This window comes from Bradyrhizobium altum (genome assembly GCF_020889705.1).
Taxonomy (GTDB): domain Bacteria; phylum Pseudomonadota; class Alphaproteobacteria; order Rhizobiales; family Xanthobacteraceae; genus Bradyrhizobium; species Bradyrhizobium altum.
The window spans coordinates 1-15,303 of the sequence record NZ_JACMYP010000211.1 but is presented as its reverse complement, the minus strand read 5'-3'; the positions used below and the strand labels follow the sequence as shown (position 1 = coordinate 15,303).

Here is a 15,303-nt window from a genome sequence, read left to right as displayed (position 1 = left end):
GCATGCGGGTGATCCTGTATTCCAGAGACGCCAGTGCTTGAGCCGAGCGGCCGCGGCGTCCCGAGGCTCACGGTAACCTGTAGCAGACACGCGAGCCGCCACCGAGAGCTAGTTGAAGGCAAACCAGGCCTTCGCAACGAACGTCGCGCCACACCAATTCGAGACCAGGCCGTCAGGGTTGGTGACGGGATTCACGTGGCCACCCGAACGCGCATTCGGATCGCCCGTAAAGACAAAGCAGTTCTCCTTCGACAGATTGGTGTCGTAGTAGCGCAGATCGAGATTGAAGGCCTTGTGCGTGAAGGTCACGCCCGCCTGCCAGTTGAGATAGGCAGGTAGCGGGAAGCCGCCGAGTTGCGCGGCCTGATTGCCGAACCAGGAATAGCCGGCAGCAGCCGTGAACGACACGGCCAGGTGCTGCGGCAGCAGCCGGCCTGGCACATCGCAGCCGATGCCGGCCGCGGCATACTGGCTCCAGGCTCCGGTGTTCGAGACGTCAGGCGAATAGGCGTAGCCGGCCGCGATATGGATGTCTTCGGTGATGCGACGATCGCCGCGAATAGCCGCTTCCCAATAGTTGATGCCATTCGTCTCGCCGGGAAGCCGTTCGCTGGGATAGGCGAAATAGGTGACGCCAAGATCGAAATCGACGTTTGCGATCTTCGGGCGGACCCCGCCGGCAAACGTCAACTCGGCGGCTGGCTGGGTCGGTAGCTTGACGGTGGCCACGGTAGTTCCTGCGTATACCGCACCAAATCTTGTTTCGAAGGCGGCACCTGCCGCGGGCCCATGATCGGAAAGCGTAGTCCCGCGATAGATGTAGTCGGATGCAACGCCCGCGCGGGCGCTGAATTCGAGTTCGTTTGCCGAGGTATCACGGTTGGTATCGGCCGCCGACCATCCCCGGTTGCCAAGACCGATCGCACTGCCTGGAGTTGGGGGATTGGCTTGTGCGATAGCGGCGGTCACTGGTGCACACATCCCGACCAACGCGGCGCATGAGGCACCGCGTAACCGCCGAACCAATGCAGCACCGGGCCGCCTCACCGTCGCTATCCTCCAAGAGCCACCGCTATGCCAACCAGCGCACCACCAACTGCCACCATCGCAAGGCCAGCGGCCCAGGGCCGCAACCCGCTTTGAATTCCGAACACGTAACCGCAGCAAAACAGCATGATGATAGCGACGGCGTAGGAGACGCGCAGCGCCAATCTGGCGTCGCTCAGGAATAGAAACGGGATGACCACCGGGAAGGTCGAAAGGAAGCTCAGCAAGCAAAGACCCAGCGCCCCGATCCAATCACGCTTCGTCAGTTTCGGTCCGCCGGACGTTTCGGGCAAACGTTGCAGTTTCTGCCGTATCGCTTCCAATTGCTGCGCAGGCAAAAACGCCGCCAATTCCGGTGGCAGTGCGTCAGCGATGACGCTACGCGCCGTCTCGGAATCCGGCGCCTGCCGCACCGCGTGGAGCATTCGAAGCTTGCCTCCCCGACTGTTGATCCGGCCCAGCAGATAAAGACCGCCGTCAACGATACCCCAGGCAAGGTTGCAGCCGAGCGCACCGATCAGCATGGTCTTGAAATTGATGTTTGTCCCCGTTGCGATACCGAGCGAGCAGATAAAGGTGAGAGCCATGATCAGGCCGAACAGGGTTTCGGAGATCCGTTCCATCGGATCCAGCACGCTACCGAACAGGGAATCCGAAGCTTCCGACATCTCAGCCCGCCAGTTCCGAGCCATCTGTCGGAATGAGAAGATGCCGATACATGCCCCACCTCCCGATCGCCTGGAACGTATCGCAGGCTTGCGAGCAAGGCTGGGTCGGCATTTCGAATGGAGATTGAGATAGATCAATCCATCGGCCCATCGCGTTGAACGGAGGTCCGCAGTGCAGCAGCCCAGTTGTTTCGGCTGGTTTCCGAGGCACAAAGTGCACTAGCTCGCCGAGTTCCACCGGGTGTAGGTTCCAGCTCCAACGCAGGAGTTGCGTCATGAGCAATGACCTACTTGAGAGCGTTTGCATCGTTCTGATGGGGCTAAGCCCGCTCGTCATTATCGGCATTGCGATGTTCGTGTCGTGAAGGCGTCCCGTGCTGCTCCTGAGCCCGCGCGAAAAGAAGCTCCTGAGGCGCATGGCCCTCGGGCGGTGCTATGCTCAGATTGCCGCGCAGATCGGTGGGACCGTAGCGCAGATTTCAGTCCAGCGCGTTCGCTTGCTCAGGAAGCTGAAAATCCACTCACATATTCAGATCATGGATGCGGCCAAAAGATTGGCTCGGTGGCCCGCGTCGCAACAGCCGCCATAGCCTTGGTCCAAGTGGAGCCCTCGCGAACCTGGCTCGGCGCATCGGGCCGGTAGATGGCCCCAGCAGCCGCCGCATCAGGCCCCCAAAGGCTGCTGGGGTCGCTCGAATTGCAACCGTTCCATGCTCGGAGGAATTGCCCTACCCTTCGACCAGCACCCAGATCTCAAGCTCGCTGTTACCGCTGTTCTTGTCGAACTTCTCGTCATAGCGCTCGAAGTCCGGCCCGCCCGCGACCTTCGGCTACAGCTGCTGCACGCAGTCGAGCACGGCGTTGAACACGGCTCCGGGAATGCGCACCCGCTCATCGCGATCAAGCGCATCGAGTTCATCGACGTGAGCATCGGGCTCACGACTGACGATTGCCAGCCGGTCGAAAAACGCCAGATCCAGTTCGCTGTCCTGCATGCGCATGGCGCCCCAAACGTCCCACGGCAGCATCTCGCGATTGTTCAGCGCGCAGATGTCGCGGACAAGATTGCCTGCAATGAACCAAAGTCCGTACATGTCGAGGATGCCGAAGGCGCAGGGATCACGGCTCCCGGCGCGGCAGAGCGACCAGGCATCGCCTGCGACCAGGAACTGGTCCCGCGGTACATCCGCCGCATCGAACCCGATCCCGAACAGCTCACGCTGCCGATCGTCGATCTGGGAATCGAACAATACCCAGCATTTCCTGTCTTCGTTCCAGTACTCTGTCACCCAATGGTCGAGGTATTTGCCCGCTTCGAAATAGGCGCCGAACCCGCAACGGGCACGCGCCGGAATGCCCTGCGTGCGCAACATCGCCACATGAAGCAGCGTGAAGTGCCTGCAGACGCCGACCTGCCGCTCGTTGACGGCCCGCGCCACGGCAAGCGGCCGCGCGTCGCGCGCCACCATTTCATCCAGCATGTTCTCGACGGCACGGACCTGTGATTGCGCTTGCCGGTCGCCGCCGAGCGTAACCCCGTAGGCCGGAGCGATGTGCTGATGGATCAGCAGACCCTGCACAGTCGCCGCAAGCGCGCCGGCGCCCCGCGGCAGGTCGTCGAATAGAGGCGCGTGACGCCCCGGATCGCTCATGGCAACCGGTCTTTCGTATCTGTCGACGTTCATCTGAATGGTCTCCCGCACGTCTCGCCTCCCGCGCAACCACCACACCGGCCGCTACTGCTCCACCGGCACCCAGATCTCGAGCCCGCCGTTACCGCTGTTCTTGTCGAACTTCTCGTCGTAGCGCTCGAAGTTCGGCGCGTCGGCGACCTTCATGCCGGATTGCGGCAGCCAGCGATTCCAGATCGTGTTGACGGTGCGGCGGATGGTCGAGATGTGGTCGGCGTGGGTGAACACCACATATTTCTGCGCCGGAATCCGGACGCGCGCGAACTCGCGCGGCAGGTCGGAGAAATCGGCGACCTCGACACCTGCGATGTAGTCGAAATTGCCGGCATCGTCGCCGTTGCAGCAGACACCATAGGCAACGTCACCGACCTGGCGGGGAATATGCGCGCATTGCTGGTGGAAGCCATGCCACTGGTTCGGAATGCCGGCCGTGCTGTCATTGGCGTGGTTGTAGCGCTCGCCGACGCCGGCAACGAGAAAGGCCTTGCCGGTCGCGATACGCGGCGGATCGATGTGATCGAGAGCGGTCGAGATCATGGTGATCGGCTCCTGGAGCTTGAGCTTGGACAGGCACGTCGTTGCGCGCACCGTCTCCGGCGTGACGCCGAAATGGTCGCGAAACGCGCGGGTGAATGCCTCGTGGGAGCCGTAATCCGCATCCAGCGCGAGCGTGAGAATGTCGGGCGCACCGGCCGCGAGCTCGCGCGCGGCCTCGCTGAGGCGGCGCGCCCGCACGTAGCGCATCACCGAAAACCCGGTCGCCTCCGCGAACGCCCGCACCAGATGGAAGCGCGAGACCCCGGCAACGACCGCAATATCATCGAGCGTCAGCGACGTGCGCAGGTGGCTTTCGATATACCAGAGCGCCTTCTGGGCTGGATTCATGGACGACGGCCTTCCTGCAAAGCTCGGGCATCATGCATGGCTGCGGCGCGCGGCGTTTGACAGTCCTTGCTGCGCGGCGGCGAAACTGTGGTTCCGCTCTGCGAAATTTTACCGCAAAGCCGTCGCTGGCAACACCGCTGCAATCGTGCATACTCGCAGTTGCATCGATCCGACGGCTCACCAAGCTGCCCGAAAATCAAGACTGCACGAGCCGCGGCCAGCATGTCAGGGAGGACAATGATGCACCACCACCGCCTGAGCTATGTCAACTGCGTCAAGTCTGCGGCGCTTGCGGGGCTTTTGACGATCGCCGTCGCCAGCGCAGCCAACGCCCAGAAGAAATACGATCCGGGTGCGACCGACACCGAGATCAAGGTCGGCAACATCATGCCCTATTCGGGTCCAGCATCCGCCTACGCCACGATCGGCAAGACGGAAGCGGCCTATTTCAACAAGGTCAACAGCGAGGGCGGCATCAATGGCCGCAAGATCAACTTCGTCTCCTACGACGACGGCTACAGCCCGCCGAAGATGGTCGAGCAGGCCCGCAAGCTGGTCGAGAGCGACGAGGTGCTCCTGATCTTCAATCCGCTGGGCAGGCCGGGCAACACCGCGATCCAGAAATACATGAACGCCAAGAAGGTGCCGCAGCTGTTCGTCTCCACCGGCGCCGCCAAGTGGAACGATCCGAAGAATTTTCCGTGGACCATGGGCTGGCAGCCGAGCTACCAGGTCGAGGCGCGCATCTATGCGAAGTACATCCTGCAGAAATATCCCGGCAAGACCATCGGCGTGCTCTACCAGAACGACGATTTCGGCAAGGACTATCTGATCGGCTTGCATGACGGGCTCGGCGATGCGGCCAAGAAGCTAATCGTCGTCGAATCCTCCTACGAGACCACGTCGCCGACGGTGGATTCGCAGATCGTGCAGATCAAGGGCGCCAACCCCGACATCTTCATCAACATCGCGACGCCGAAATTCGCGGCGCAGGCGATCAAGAAGGCTGCCGAGCTCGATTGGCATCCGGTCCAGTTCCTGACCAACGTCTCCGTCTCGATCGGCGGCGTGATGAAGCCGGCCGGCTATGAGGCGAGCCAGGACATCCTGTCGACCCAGTATCTGAAGGATCCCGCGGATCACGAGTGGAAGAACGATCCGGCCATGAACGAGTGGCGCGCCTTCATGACCAAGTGGTATCCTGAGGGCGACCAGAACGACGCCTCGACCGTGTTCGGTTACGGCGTCGCCAAGGGGCTGGAGCAAGTGTTGCGGCAATGCGGCGACAACCTCACCCGCGAGAACCTGATGAAGCAGGCGGCCAGCCTCAACTTCGAGATCGGCATCTATCTGCCCGGCACCAAGATCAAGACCGGACCAGACGACTATGCACCGATCGAGCAGTTGCAGATGATGCGCTTCAAGGGCGAGAGCTGGGAGCGGTTCGGCCCCGTCATGAGCGGCGAGAAGAGCTCGTAGCGGCCTTCTCCACAGCTTCGGAGTTGGCGATGCCCGGCGCCACGCCGGGCATCCACGTCTTCGACACGATTCACGAGCAAGACTTGTCACGAGCAAGACTTGTCACGAGCAACACTTGCCACAAACAAGACTTGCCACAAGCAAGAGCTGCGATGGCTGGAACCCAGACGAGCCGAAGCAACACCGTCCAGGCTGCCGCGTCCGCCCCTCACGAGCTCCAGGGACATCCAGCTACATCCTACGATCGGAAGGACAACAACAATGAAAATCACCGACGTCCGCGCCCACCACATCCGCATTCCCTATGACGCAGGCCCCGCGAGCTTCCGCCAGGGCGCCTCCGCGATCTCGGCGCTCGACATGGTGCTGGTCGAGGTTTCGACCGATGCAGGCCTGACCGGCTGGGGCGATGCCTTCGCCTATGTCTGCCCGAAGACGAGTTGCGCGGCGGTGGCCGAGATGATCGCGCCGCAGGCCCGCGGCCTCGAGGTGCCCGATGCGGCCAGCATCCCCGCCGCGATGGAGCAGATCCAGCGCAATCTGCATCTGTTCGGCCGCTACGGCATCACGATGTTTGCGATCTCGGCACTCGACATCGCGCTGTGGGATCTCGCCGGCAAGGTGAAGGGCGTGCCGCTGCATCAATTGATCGGCGGCGCCAAGCGCAGCACGATTCCGGCCTATGCCAGCCTGATGCGGATCGGCAATCCGATGCACATCGCCGCCGAATGCAAGAAGGCGATCAAGCTCGGTTACGCCGCAATCAAGCTGCACGAGACCACCGTGCCGGCCGTTGCTGCGGCGCGCGAAGCGATCGGCCCCGGCGTGCCGCTGATGGTCGACATGAATTGCCCGCTGGATGGACCGGCGGCGATCCAGTTCGCCCGCGACTGCAAGCAGGCCGCGCCGATGTTCCTGGAGGAGCCGGTCTGGCCGCCGGAGGATTTTGCAACGCTCGCGGAAGTGCGGAGAGAAGGCCGGCTCGATATCGCGGCCGGCGAGAATGCCTGCACCGTGCATCAATTCCGCCAGATGATGACCGCGGGCGCGGTCAGCCACGCGCAGCCGTCGGTGATCAAGGTCGGCGGCGTCACCGAATTCCTGCGCGTAGCCGTGCTCGCCGACGAGTTCGGCGTCCAGGTGATTCCGCATTCGCCCTATTTCGGACCGGGCTTCCTCGCCACGCTGCATCTGATGGCGATCCGCGACGAAGGCTTGATCGAGGTGTTCTTCATGAAGCGCCCCGCCTGCCTGTGGGGCGACCGCATCGACGTCGACGCCCGTGGCCATGTCGCCGTGCCGCAGGGCCCCGGGCTCGGCTACGAGCCGGATCGCGATGTGATGGAGACGTATCGGGTGGCGTGAGGGCGCGACTTCGCCCGATCCGTCATTGCGAGGAGCTCGCGACAAAATTGCAAAGCAATTTTGCGCTGAAGCGACGAAGCAATCCATCGCTCCGCATGCGCGGTGGGATGGATTGCTTCGCTTCGCTCGCAATGACGAAGCTACTTCGTCCCGTCCTTCGCAGAAGGCGTCGCATCCTTCGCCGGCGGCGCGTCGGCTTTCTTCTTCAGATCCTCGGTCAGCTTGACCTGCGCCGCCTGCAGATCAGTGACGAGTTTCTGCAAGGTCGCGACCGAACCCTTCAGGCTTTCGATCTGCCGGTTGGCGGCGTCGAGCTTCTGCTGGTGATCCGATGTGAGCTTGCCGATCGTCTTCTGCAGGAAATCGACATTGCTCTGCAGGCAGCTGGTGCGCCGCTCCATCGTCTTCTCGACGGTGCAGATCTCGATGCCGGGAACGTCCTGCGCATGCGCGGTTCCGACGAAGCCGAGTGCAAGCGGCACGAGCAAGGCAACAACGAAACGCGCGATCATCGACATCCCCAATCACATGCGTCATTCACAGTTTTGTGCTCGCGACGCTGAAAGCCAGGCAGACATACCACACTGAAACCGCATTCGAGCGGTGTGCTTGACCCATTACCGGGACTACTCGTGGGGACGGGGGCCTTCGGAACTAGTTTGGTTCGACCCCTTTTGGCTCGACCTTGGGCAGTGGAGACAGATCGTATGGCTACGCGCGAAAAACGGCTGGCGCAATTCGACGGCAATGGCGAACCTTCGCCGGAACAACGCGTGGAAGTGCTTTGTGAGGATCACAGCGGAACGTATCAGCTGCCGTTCGCCTGCCGATTCATCGACGGCCAGTGGCGCAACGACACGACCGGCGGCGCGCTGGAGGTCAACGTCATCGCCTGGCGCATGCCGCGCGTGAAGCAGGCGGGCATGGCCTGACGCGCGCATTGGCGCGCGCTGTTTCAAAACGCGACGCGCACGCGAGGCGTTTTAAGATTTGGAACGCGGGTGGAACGAACCGCGTCCGAATCACTGATTGGGCAACGTACTCCGTTGTTCACGGCTAGATGTGGTCATCAGCCCGAGGCAGCGCACCACATACAGAAGCATGACGATCGGCCGCAGCCAGCGGCCGACGACAAAGGTTAATTCCTCCGCGGACGACATTTGCGGTCCCTCCTCGCGATCATTTCCACGGCGTCACCGGCGGCACGGTCTCGGTCGCAGGCGGCACATCCACGGTCTTGAAATCGGCGGGGCTGACGATCTCGAGGTATTCCATGTCCTTCGAGTAATCGAACAGATAGTGGGTGATGCCGGGCCGCTGATGGATCACGTCGCCGGCCTCGACCAGCGTCTCCTTGTCTTCGTACATGAAGCGCGCCCAGCCCTTGGTCATGATGACGATCTGAAAATCGCACAGATGCTTGTGCCAGCCGGTGCCCTCTTCCGGCGGCAGGTCGGGATTGGCCTTGACCAGATGGCAGATCACCTGCCCGCCGGTGGCATCGGCGATGCCGAGATCGCGATACAGGAAGAAGTCGCGCAGACCTCCGCCCTTGAACTCGGTGTCACCGGGTTTGACGTGGGAGAATTTGCTGACGGCGGCGTGCTGGTTCATTTAAGCCTCCACGGTTCGCGAGATCGCGGCGCCGGCTCAGCGTCCAAATTTTCGGCAGCGTCGCATCGTCGCGGTCACAGCTCGCTTGTTGCTATGCGAAATCCTTGCCAGCCCGGTTGTGCTGCGGCGATCGGTCTCGCCATGCGCCGCCGTCGCAGCGGAAGCACTTGGAGCAAAGCCTGAATTTGCGTTCGGCGCGTGCTGCGCCCGATCTCCGCGCGGCGCCGATGCCCGACGCCGACGGCACGTCCATTGAGCAAGGCCTGCCCGGAGCTTGGGCCGCCGGCGCCGGCAGGCCCGGCGCACGCTGCCTAATATTCGACCTCGAGCTCCTCGACGTCGGCAGGCTCGGCCTTCGCCGCCTCGATCCATTCCTGCATCTCGGGCATCGCCATGATGGTGCCGGCATACGCCGCAAGAACGGGGTCGAGCTTGACGTCATAGGTCATGAAGCGGGTCACGACGGGGGCATACATCGCGTCCGCCATGGTGCGGCGTTCGCCGAACAGGAACGGTCCGCCTGACTTGCCGAGGCAATCGCACCAGATGGTGCAGACACGGTCGATATCGGCCTGCGCGCGCGACCAGATCTTGAAGCCGGGAAAATGCCCCTTGAGATTGACCGGCAGCGAGGACCGCAGCGTGGTGAAGCCGGAATGGATTTCGCCCGAGATCGAGCGGCAATGCGCGCGCTGGATCCGGTCGTCCGGCAGCAGCCCGGCGTGTGGCACGACCTCGTTAAGATACTCGCCGATCGCCAGCGTATCCCAGACGGTCGCGCCCTCGTGGCGCAGGCAGGGCACCAGGATCGATGACGACAGCAGCAGCAGTTCGGCCCGCGCCGAGGCGTCATCGGGCGCGGTGACCACCTCCTCGAATTCCAGCCCGGCGAATTTCACCAGCAGCCAGCCGCGCAGCGACCAGGACGAATAATTCTTGCTGCTGATGGTGAGTGTCGCTTTCGCCATATCGGATCCTCACGCCTGAACGCGTCCTTAGCCCCCCGGTGACCGCGCGCCGGTCCAACCGCCGCGCCCCGAAGCCGTTCATTTTTGCAGCAAGCCACGTGCCAATTTGCCGGGCAGCCCGCCCCCTCTCTGGCGTCGATATTGCATATCCAGCCGGGCCAGGGGCGGATGCGTATGATGTCAATGATGTACCAAGCCTATCAGAACCACATGGACCTCACGGCGCCATGGCGGACCGGGGCTGCAGCGGCGCTGAAATACCTCAATCTGGTGCCGCAGGGCGCCGCCGACCGGGTGTACGGCCGGCTCGCGGCGGCGCTCGAGCTGATCTCGCGCTCCACCCTGACCTACGCCCGTCCCGACTACGCCATCGGCAGCGTGTCCGCCGGCAACCGGGAATACCAAGTGACCGAGGAGGTCGCCTACGCGACGCCGTTCGGCTCGCTGCTGCATTTCAGGAAGGTGGACGGACCGGAGCAGCCGCGGCTCTTGCTGGTGGCGCCGATGTCCGGCCATTTTGCCACGCTGCTTCGCGGCACCGTGAAGACGCTGCTGCAGGACCACGACGTCTACATCACCGACTGGCACAACCCGCGCGACATTCCGCGCCAGGAGGGCCGCTTCGGGCTCGAGGACTACACCGACCATCTGATCGACTTCCTCGGTCAGCTCGGCCCGCGCTCGCATATGGTGGCGATCTGCCAGCCCTCGGTCTCAGCGCTGGCGGCTGCCGCGGTGATGTCCGAAGACAATCATCCGGCGCGGCCGGCGTCGCTGACCCTGATGGCCGGGCCGATCGACACGAGGATCCTGCCGACCAAGGTGAACGAATTCGCCAAGAGCAAGCCGATCAAATGGTTCGAGGACAATCTGATCAACTACGTGCCGATGCAGTGCAAGGGCGCGCTGCGTCAGGTCTATCCCGGCTTCGTGCAGCTCACCGCGTTCGTCTCGATGAACCTCGAGCGCCACATCAAGCAGCACATCGATCTCGCCGACCATCTCGCCAAAGGCGAGACCGCCGAGGCCGAGGTGATCAAGACCTTCTACGACGAGTATTTCGCGGTGATGGATCTGCCGGCGGAATTCTATATCGAGACGGTGCGCGACGTGTTCCAGGAACATCTGTTGCCGCAGGGCATGCTGATGCATCGCGGCCGCCCGGTGAACCCGGCGGCGATCCGGCGCATGGGCCTGATGACGGTGGAAGGCGAGAAGGACGACATCTGCTCGATCGGGCAGACGCTCGCCGCCCAGGACCTCTGCACCGGCGTGCGCACCTATCGCAAGGTGCACCACATGCAGGCCGGCGTCGGCCATTACGGCGTGTTTTCCGGCAAGCGCTGGAACAACGAGATCTACCCGCTGCTGCGCGATTTCGTGCATGTGAATTCGTGAGAGCGCTCCTCCCTCGTCATTGCGAGGAGCGAAGCGACGAAGCAATCCATCGGTCCGCATATGTGGAGCAATGGATTGCTTCGCTTCGCTCGCAATGACGGCGGCACAACCCTAGCCACACCTCCCCTCGCGCAGTAGTCTCCCGGCCACGACGACCTGTTTCCCAAGAATCGTCCAGGGAGAAACTCCATGCGCGCCACCTTCCGCGCCCTCACGCTCGCCGTCATCGGCGCCCTCGCGCTCACATCAGCCGCATCCGCCGCCGAAGTCCATGTCATGATCTCGGGCGGGCTGACGGCGGCCTACAAGGCGCTGGTGCCGGAATTCGAGCGCAAGACCGGGCACAAGGTGGTGACCGCCTTCGGACCGTCGATGGGCACCACGACCAACGCCATTCCGATGCGGCTGGAGCGCGGTGAGCCGGCCGACGTGCTGATCATGGTCGGCTATGCGCTGGGGGACCTCATCAAGCAGGGCAAGGTGGTGGCCGACAGTCGCGTCGACCTCGTGAAGTCGCCGATCGGCATCGCGGTGAAATTAGGCGCACCGAGGCCGGACATCGGTTCGGCCGACACCGTCAAGCAGGCGCTGCTGGCCGCAAAATCGGTCGCCTACTCCGACAGCGCCAGCGGCGTCTATGTCTCGACCGAGATGTTCGGCAAACTCGGCATCGCCGATCAGATGAAGGACAAGGCGCGGATGATCCCGGCAACCCCGGTCGGCGAGATCGTGGCCAGGGGCGAGGCCGAGATCGGCTTGCAGCAGATCTCCGAGCTGAAGCCGGTTGCCGGCATCGACATCATAGGTCCCCTGCCGGAACCGTTGCAGAAGATCACGGTGTTCTCCGCCGGCATCGCGACCGCCGCGAAGGAGCCCGACGCCGGCAAGGCGCTGATCAGCTTCCTCGCCTCGCCGGACGCGCGCGACGCGCTGGTGAAGAGCGGCCTCGATCCGATTGCCGCCGGCGCGACGCATTAGCGAGACATCGCCGTATCTATCCCCGTCATCCTGAGGAGCGCGTAGCGCGTCTCGAAGGATGAATCGGCCACAGTGCGGCCGTACATCCTTCGAGGCTCGCTTCGCTCGCACCTCAGTATGACGGGGATAGGCCTGCGGGCCTGCTATCGAACTGGATATCCCTACCGCAAATGATGCGCGCCGTAGGCGAGCAGCACCACCACGACAAGCGCCAGCAGCAGCGTGGTCGACTTCCAGAACAGCACCGGGTTGCGCTCGATCAGCGGCGTCGATGACGTCGTCAGATATCTTGCGTTGGGATTGCGCAAGTCGAACAGGAACTCCGAGAAGGTGTCGTAGCGTTTCAGCGGATTGGCGTGCACCGCGCGCTCCAGCGTGCCGTCGACCCAGGCCGGAATCTCGCGGCCGCCATGCGCAGCCGGACGGTAGACCAGCCGGTTGAAGCCGGATCGGGTGCGGGCGCGCGCGATCTGCGCGCCGTAGGGCAAGCGGCCCGTCAGCATCTGATAGGTCACGACGCCGAGCGAGAACAGGTCGGAACGCGCGGTGCCGCCCTCGCCCAGGAAATACTCCGGCGCGGTGTATTGCTGGGTGCCCAGAATGTCCTCGACGCCCGCCGGCGCCGCATCGGCAACGCCCGAGATCCGCGTCGAACCGAAATCGATGATCTTCACCGTTCCGGTCCTGTCGATCATGATGTTGTCGGGCCTGACGTCCTGGTGCAGCATCTCCTTGCGGTGGAACGCGCGCAGCCCTTTTGCAATTTGCTCGGTGATGTCGCGTACTGTCTCGAGCGCTGGATCGGGATTGTCGATCATCCACTGCGTCAGGGTCTGCCCGTCGATATACTCCATCGCGACATAGAGGAAGTTGCGCTTGCGCTGCGGCAGAAACGGCTTCAGCACATGCGGGCTGTCGATCCGCCGGGCGACCCACTCCTCCAGCATGAAGCGCTTCAGATAGGCGCCATCGTCGCGCAGGTCGATCGAGGGGATCTTGATCGTGACCGTGGTGCCGCTCTCCTCGTCGATCGCGAGATAGATGTGGCTGCGGTGCGATGCATGCAGCTCGCGGACGATGCAGTAGCCGTCGAACAGCATCCTTGCATCGAGCAACGGCGGCAGCGGCAGCTCGGTGGGCTGGCCGAACACCTCGCTGGCGTCGCCGTCCGGCAGTTCGTCGATCCGGATGATCTGCGCGGTGAGATTGTCCGGGCTGCCGTTCTCATAGGCCTGCTCGACGATCGACTTCGCGGCAGCATCGAGATCGGCCGCGCCATTCCTGATGGTCCTCGCCAGCTGCCGCGCGGGGACGTGCTCGTAGATGCCGTCGGTCACCAGCAGGAAGGTGTCGCCCCGCTCCAGCTGGAGATTCTGGTAGTCGATCTCGAGCTGCGGGTTCACGCCGAGCGCGCGGCCGAGATAGCTCTGTTGCGACGACAGCACGACGCGGTGGTCGTTGGTCAATTGTTCGAGGCTGTTGCCCGCGACGCGGTAGATCCGGCTGTCGCCGACATGGAACAGATGCGCCGTGGTCGAACGGATCACCACGGCGCTGAGTGTGCAGACGTAACCCTTGTCCTTGTCGTAGGGGTTCTGGCTGCGCCTCGTCTGCGCGTGCAGCCAGGAATTGGTCGCCTCCAGCACCCGCTGCGCCGAGGTCTTCACCGACCAGGATTCCGAGGTGCAGTAGTAATCGGTCAGGAAGCTCTTGACCGCGGACTCCGCGGCGATGCGGCTGACGCTGCTCGAGGAGATGCCATCGGCAAGCACGACGGCGACGCCCTTCAAGCCGAGCAGCGGCTCGTCGGGGATCAGCACGCCGTGGAAATCCTGATTGGTGTCCTTGCGGCCCTGATCAGAGAATTGCCCGACCGATATTGTCAGCGCGCGCGGCATCGACCGTCCCAATGCGAATGGGGCCCTCCGTGACAGGAGAGCCCCATAAGCCGGCCAGGATCAAGCCGCGAGGCGCTGGCGCTTCGGCGCCGTCTTCACATGCGTCGTGTAGAGCGTGAGCCCGGTGAAGGCGAGGCCGCCGGCGAGGTTGCCGAGCACGGTCGGGATTTCATTCCAGATCAGGTAGTCCATAATCGAAAACTTGGCATGGAGCATCAGTCCCGACGGGAACAGGAACATGTTCACCACCGAATGCTCGAACACCATGTAGAAGAACACCAGGATCGGCATCCACATCGCGATGACCTTGCCAGGCACGGTCGTCGAGATCATGGCGCCGACGACGCCGGTGGAAACCATCCAGTTGCAGAGCATGCCGCGGATGAACAGAGTGGCCATGCCCGCCGCGCCGTGCGCTGCATAACCCAGAGTTCGTGCCTCGCCGACGTTTCCGATGGTCATGCCGACCTTGTCGGGCTCCTGCGTGAAGCCGAACGTCGTCACGAACGCCATCATGAACGCCACCGTGAGCGCGCCGGCAAAGTTGCCGACGAAGACGAGGCCCCAGTTGCGCAGCACGCCGCCGAGCGTGACGCCGGGGCGCTTGTCGAGCAGCGCGAGCGGTGACAGGACGAACACGCCCGTCAGCAGGTCGAAGCCCAGCAGATAGAGCATCACGAAGCCGACCGGAAACAGCAATGCGCCGACGAGCGGCTGGCCCGTGTTGACGTTGATCGTCACGGCAAACCAGGCCGCCAGCGCGAGGATCGCACCGGCCATGTAGGCGCGGATCACGGTGTCGCGCGTCGACATGAAGATCTTGGATTCGCCGGCGTCCACCATCTTGGCGACGAATTCGGACGGTGCGAGATAAGCCATTCGTAAATTCCCCTTGCGCAATTCGGCCGCGCCGGTTGCCTGCCGGAAGCGACGCGGTTGATTGAATTGCTCGTCCGTCCGGGGGAGTTGGGGGTACGACGATTGCTCGCGGCGCCCCGGCGGGGCGCCTTGATCCCCTCACCTCGGCCTGCATTGGCTTCGGCAATCCGGAGGACGGCAGTCGTCATTGACTGATGCATCTAAAAGCAATGGCCATGCCAACCGGAGGCGCCCGCGGACGGCATTAAATCCTTGCCAATACAATGAGTTGGAGAGGCAACGCAGGAACCGTCCCGCGCAATGGCGCGGAATTATGCAGCATGCCCAGATGTCACCCAGGGGGCGCGCCGCTCCATCCCCGTCATCCTGAGGAGCGCGTAGCGCGTCTCGAAGGATGAACGGCCCGGCTGGTGGCCGTCGCCCCTTCGAGACG

At 63.2% G+C, this 15,303-nt stretch carries 15 protein-coding genes; 6 read left to right on the top strand and 9 right to left on the bottom strand.

All coding sequences use genetic code 11. The annotated features are described in order from the left end of the window. Positions 1-108: 108 nt before the first annotated feature. On the bottom strand, positions 109-981 hold the full coding sequence (locus tag H8B02_RS35215; RefSeq protein ID WP_229170452.1) for a TorF family putative porin: 873 nt from the start codon (positions 979-981) through the stop codon (positions 109-111). Positions 982-1,052: 71 nt separating this feature from the next. After that, positions 1,053-1,715: a VIT1/CCC1 transporter family protein gene (locus H8B02_RS35210; protein WP_229170451.1), complete on the bottom strand. Its 663-nt coding sequence runs from the start codon at positions 1,713-1,715 to the stop codon at positions 1,053-1,055. A gap of 374 nt (positions 1,716-2,089) precedes the next feature. Here H8B02_RS35210 and H8B02_RS49140 point away from each other — a divergent pair, with 374 nt between their 5' ends. After that, positions 2,090-2,305, top strand: a complete 216-nt coding sequence (locus H8B02_RS49140) for a LuxR C-terminal-related transcriptional regulator (protein WP_376711750.1) — start codon at positions 2,090-2,092, stop codon at positions 2,303-2,305. 240 nt (positions 2,306-2,545) lie between these two features. Here the strand turns inward: H8B02_RS49140 and H8B02_RS35205 are convergent, their stop codons facing one another. Continuing rightward, entirely contained in the window at positions 2,546-3,295 is a 750-nt protein-coding gene (locus tag H8B02_RS35205) for a transglutaminase-like domain-containing protein (RefSeq protein ID WP_229170450.1), read from the bottom strand. Positions 3,296-3,451: 156 nt separating this feature from the next. Next, complete coding sequence (locus H8B02_RS35200; protein WP_229170449.1) at positions 3,452-4,291, bottom strand: AraC family transcriptional regulator; 840 nt, start codon at positions 4,289-4,291, stop codon at positions 3,452-3,454. Between the two features lie 237 nt (positions 4,292-4,528). Between H8B02_RS35200 and H8B02_RS35195 the strand changes: the two genes are divergently transcribed. Then, on the top strand, positions 4,529-5,770 hold the full coding sequence (locus tag H8B02_RS35195) for an ABC transporter substrate-binding protein (RefSeq protein ID WP_229170448.1): 1,242 nt from the start codon (positions 4,529-4,531) through the stop codon (positions 5,768-5,770). Between the two features lie 261 nt (positions 5,771-6,031). Beyond that, on the top strand, positions 6,032-7,135 hold the full coding sequence (locus H8B02_RS35190) for a mandelate racemase/muconate lactonizing enzyme family protein (protein ID WP_229170447.1): 1,104 nt from the start codon (positions 6,032-6,034) through the stop codon (positions 7,133-7,135). Positions 7,136-7,275: 140 nt separating this feature from the next. Here the strand turns inward: H8B02_RS35190 and H8B02_RS35185 are convergent, their stop codons facing one another. Continuing rightward, a complete protein-coding gene (locus tag H8B02_RS35185; protein WP_229170446.1) occupies positions 7,276-7,647 on the bottom strand; it encodes a hypothetical protein in 372 nt (123 codons plus the stop codon). 195 nt (positions 7,648-7,842) lie between these two features. Between H8B02_RS35185 and H8B02_RS35180 the strand changes: the two genes are divergently transcribed. After that, the gene (locus tag H8B02_RS35180; RefSeq protein ID WP_029079022.1) at positions 7,843-8,067 is read left to right on the top strand and encodes a hypothetical protein; all 225 of its coding nucleotides are present in this window, start codon (positions 7,843-7,845) and stop codon (positions 8,065-8,067) included. Between the two features lie 247 nt (positions 8,068-8,314). Here the strand turns inward: H8B02_RS35180 and H8B02_RS35175 are convergent, their stop codons facing one another. Together H8B02_RS35175 and H8B02_RS35170 are read right to left on the bottom strand one after the other, a co-directional pair. Then, on the bottom strand, positions 8,315-8,749 hold the full coding sequence (locus H8B02_RS35175) for a cupin domain-containing protein (protein ID WP_212310646.1): 435 nt from the start codon (positions 8,747-8,749) through the stop codon (positions 8,315-8,317). Positions 8,750-9,060: 311 nt separating this feature from the next. After that, positions 9,061-9,717, bottom strand: coding sequence for a glutathione S-transferase (locus H8B02_RS35170; protein ID WP_229170445.1), 657 nt, complete (start codon positions 9,715-9,717; stop codon positions 9,061-9,063). 174 nt (positions 9,718-9,891) lie between these two features. Between H8B02_RS35170 and H8B02_RS35165 the strand changes: the two genes are divergently transcribed. Both H8B02_RS35165 and H8B02_RS35160 read left to right on the top strand, forming a co-directional pair. Next, the gene (locus tag H8B02_RS35165; RefSeq protein WP_229170453.1) at positions 9,892-11,115 is read left to right on the top strand and encodes a polyhydroxyalkanoate depolymerase; all 1,224 of its coding nucleotides are present in this window, start codon (positions 9,892-9,894) and stop codon (positions 11,113-11,115) included. A gap of 189 nt (positions 11,116-11,304) precedes the next feature. After that, complete coding sequence (locus H8B02_RS35160; RefSeq protein ID WP_229170444.1) at positions 11,305-12,093, top strand: substrate-binding domain-containing protein; 789 nt, start codon at positions 11,305-11,307, stop codon at positions 12,091-12,093. 161 nt (positions 12,094-12,254) lie between these two features. On the opposite strand, the gene H8B02_RS35155 is transcribed toward H8B02_RS35160, so the two are convergent. Together H8B02_RS35155 and H8B02_RS35150 are read right to left on the bottom strand one after the other, a co-directional pair. Beyond that, the gene (locus H8B02_RS35155; RefSeq protein ID WP_229170443.1) at positions 12,255-13,991 is read right to left on the bottom strand and encodes a bifunctional protein-serine/threonine kinase/phosphatase; all 1,737 of its coding nucleotides are present in this window, start codon (positions 13,989-13,991) and stop codon (positions 12,255-12,257) included. Between the two features lie 60 nt (positions 13,992-14,051). Further along, the gene (locus tag H8B02_RS35150; protein WP_092116092.1) at positions 14,052-14,870 is read right to left on the bottom strand and encodes a formate/nitrite transporter family protein; all 819 of its coding nucleotides are present in this window, start codon (positions 14,868-14,870) and stop codon (positions 14,052-14,054) included. Positions 14,871-15,303: the final 433 nt, after the last annotated feature.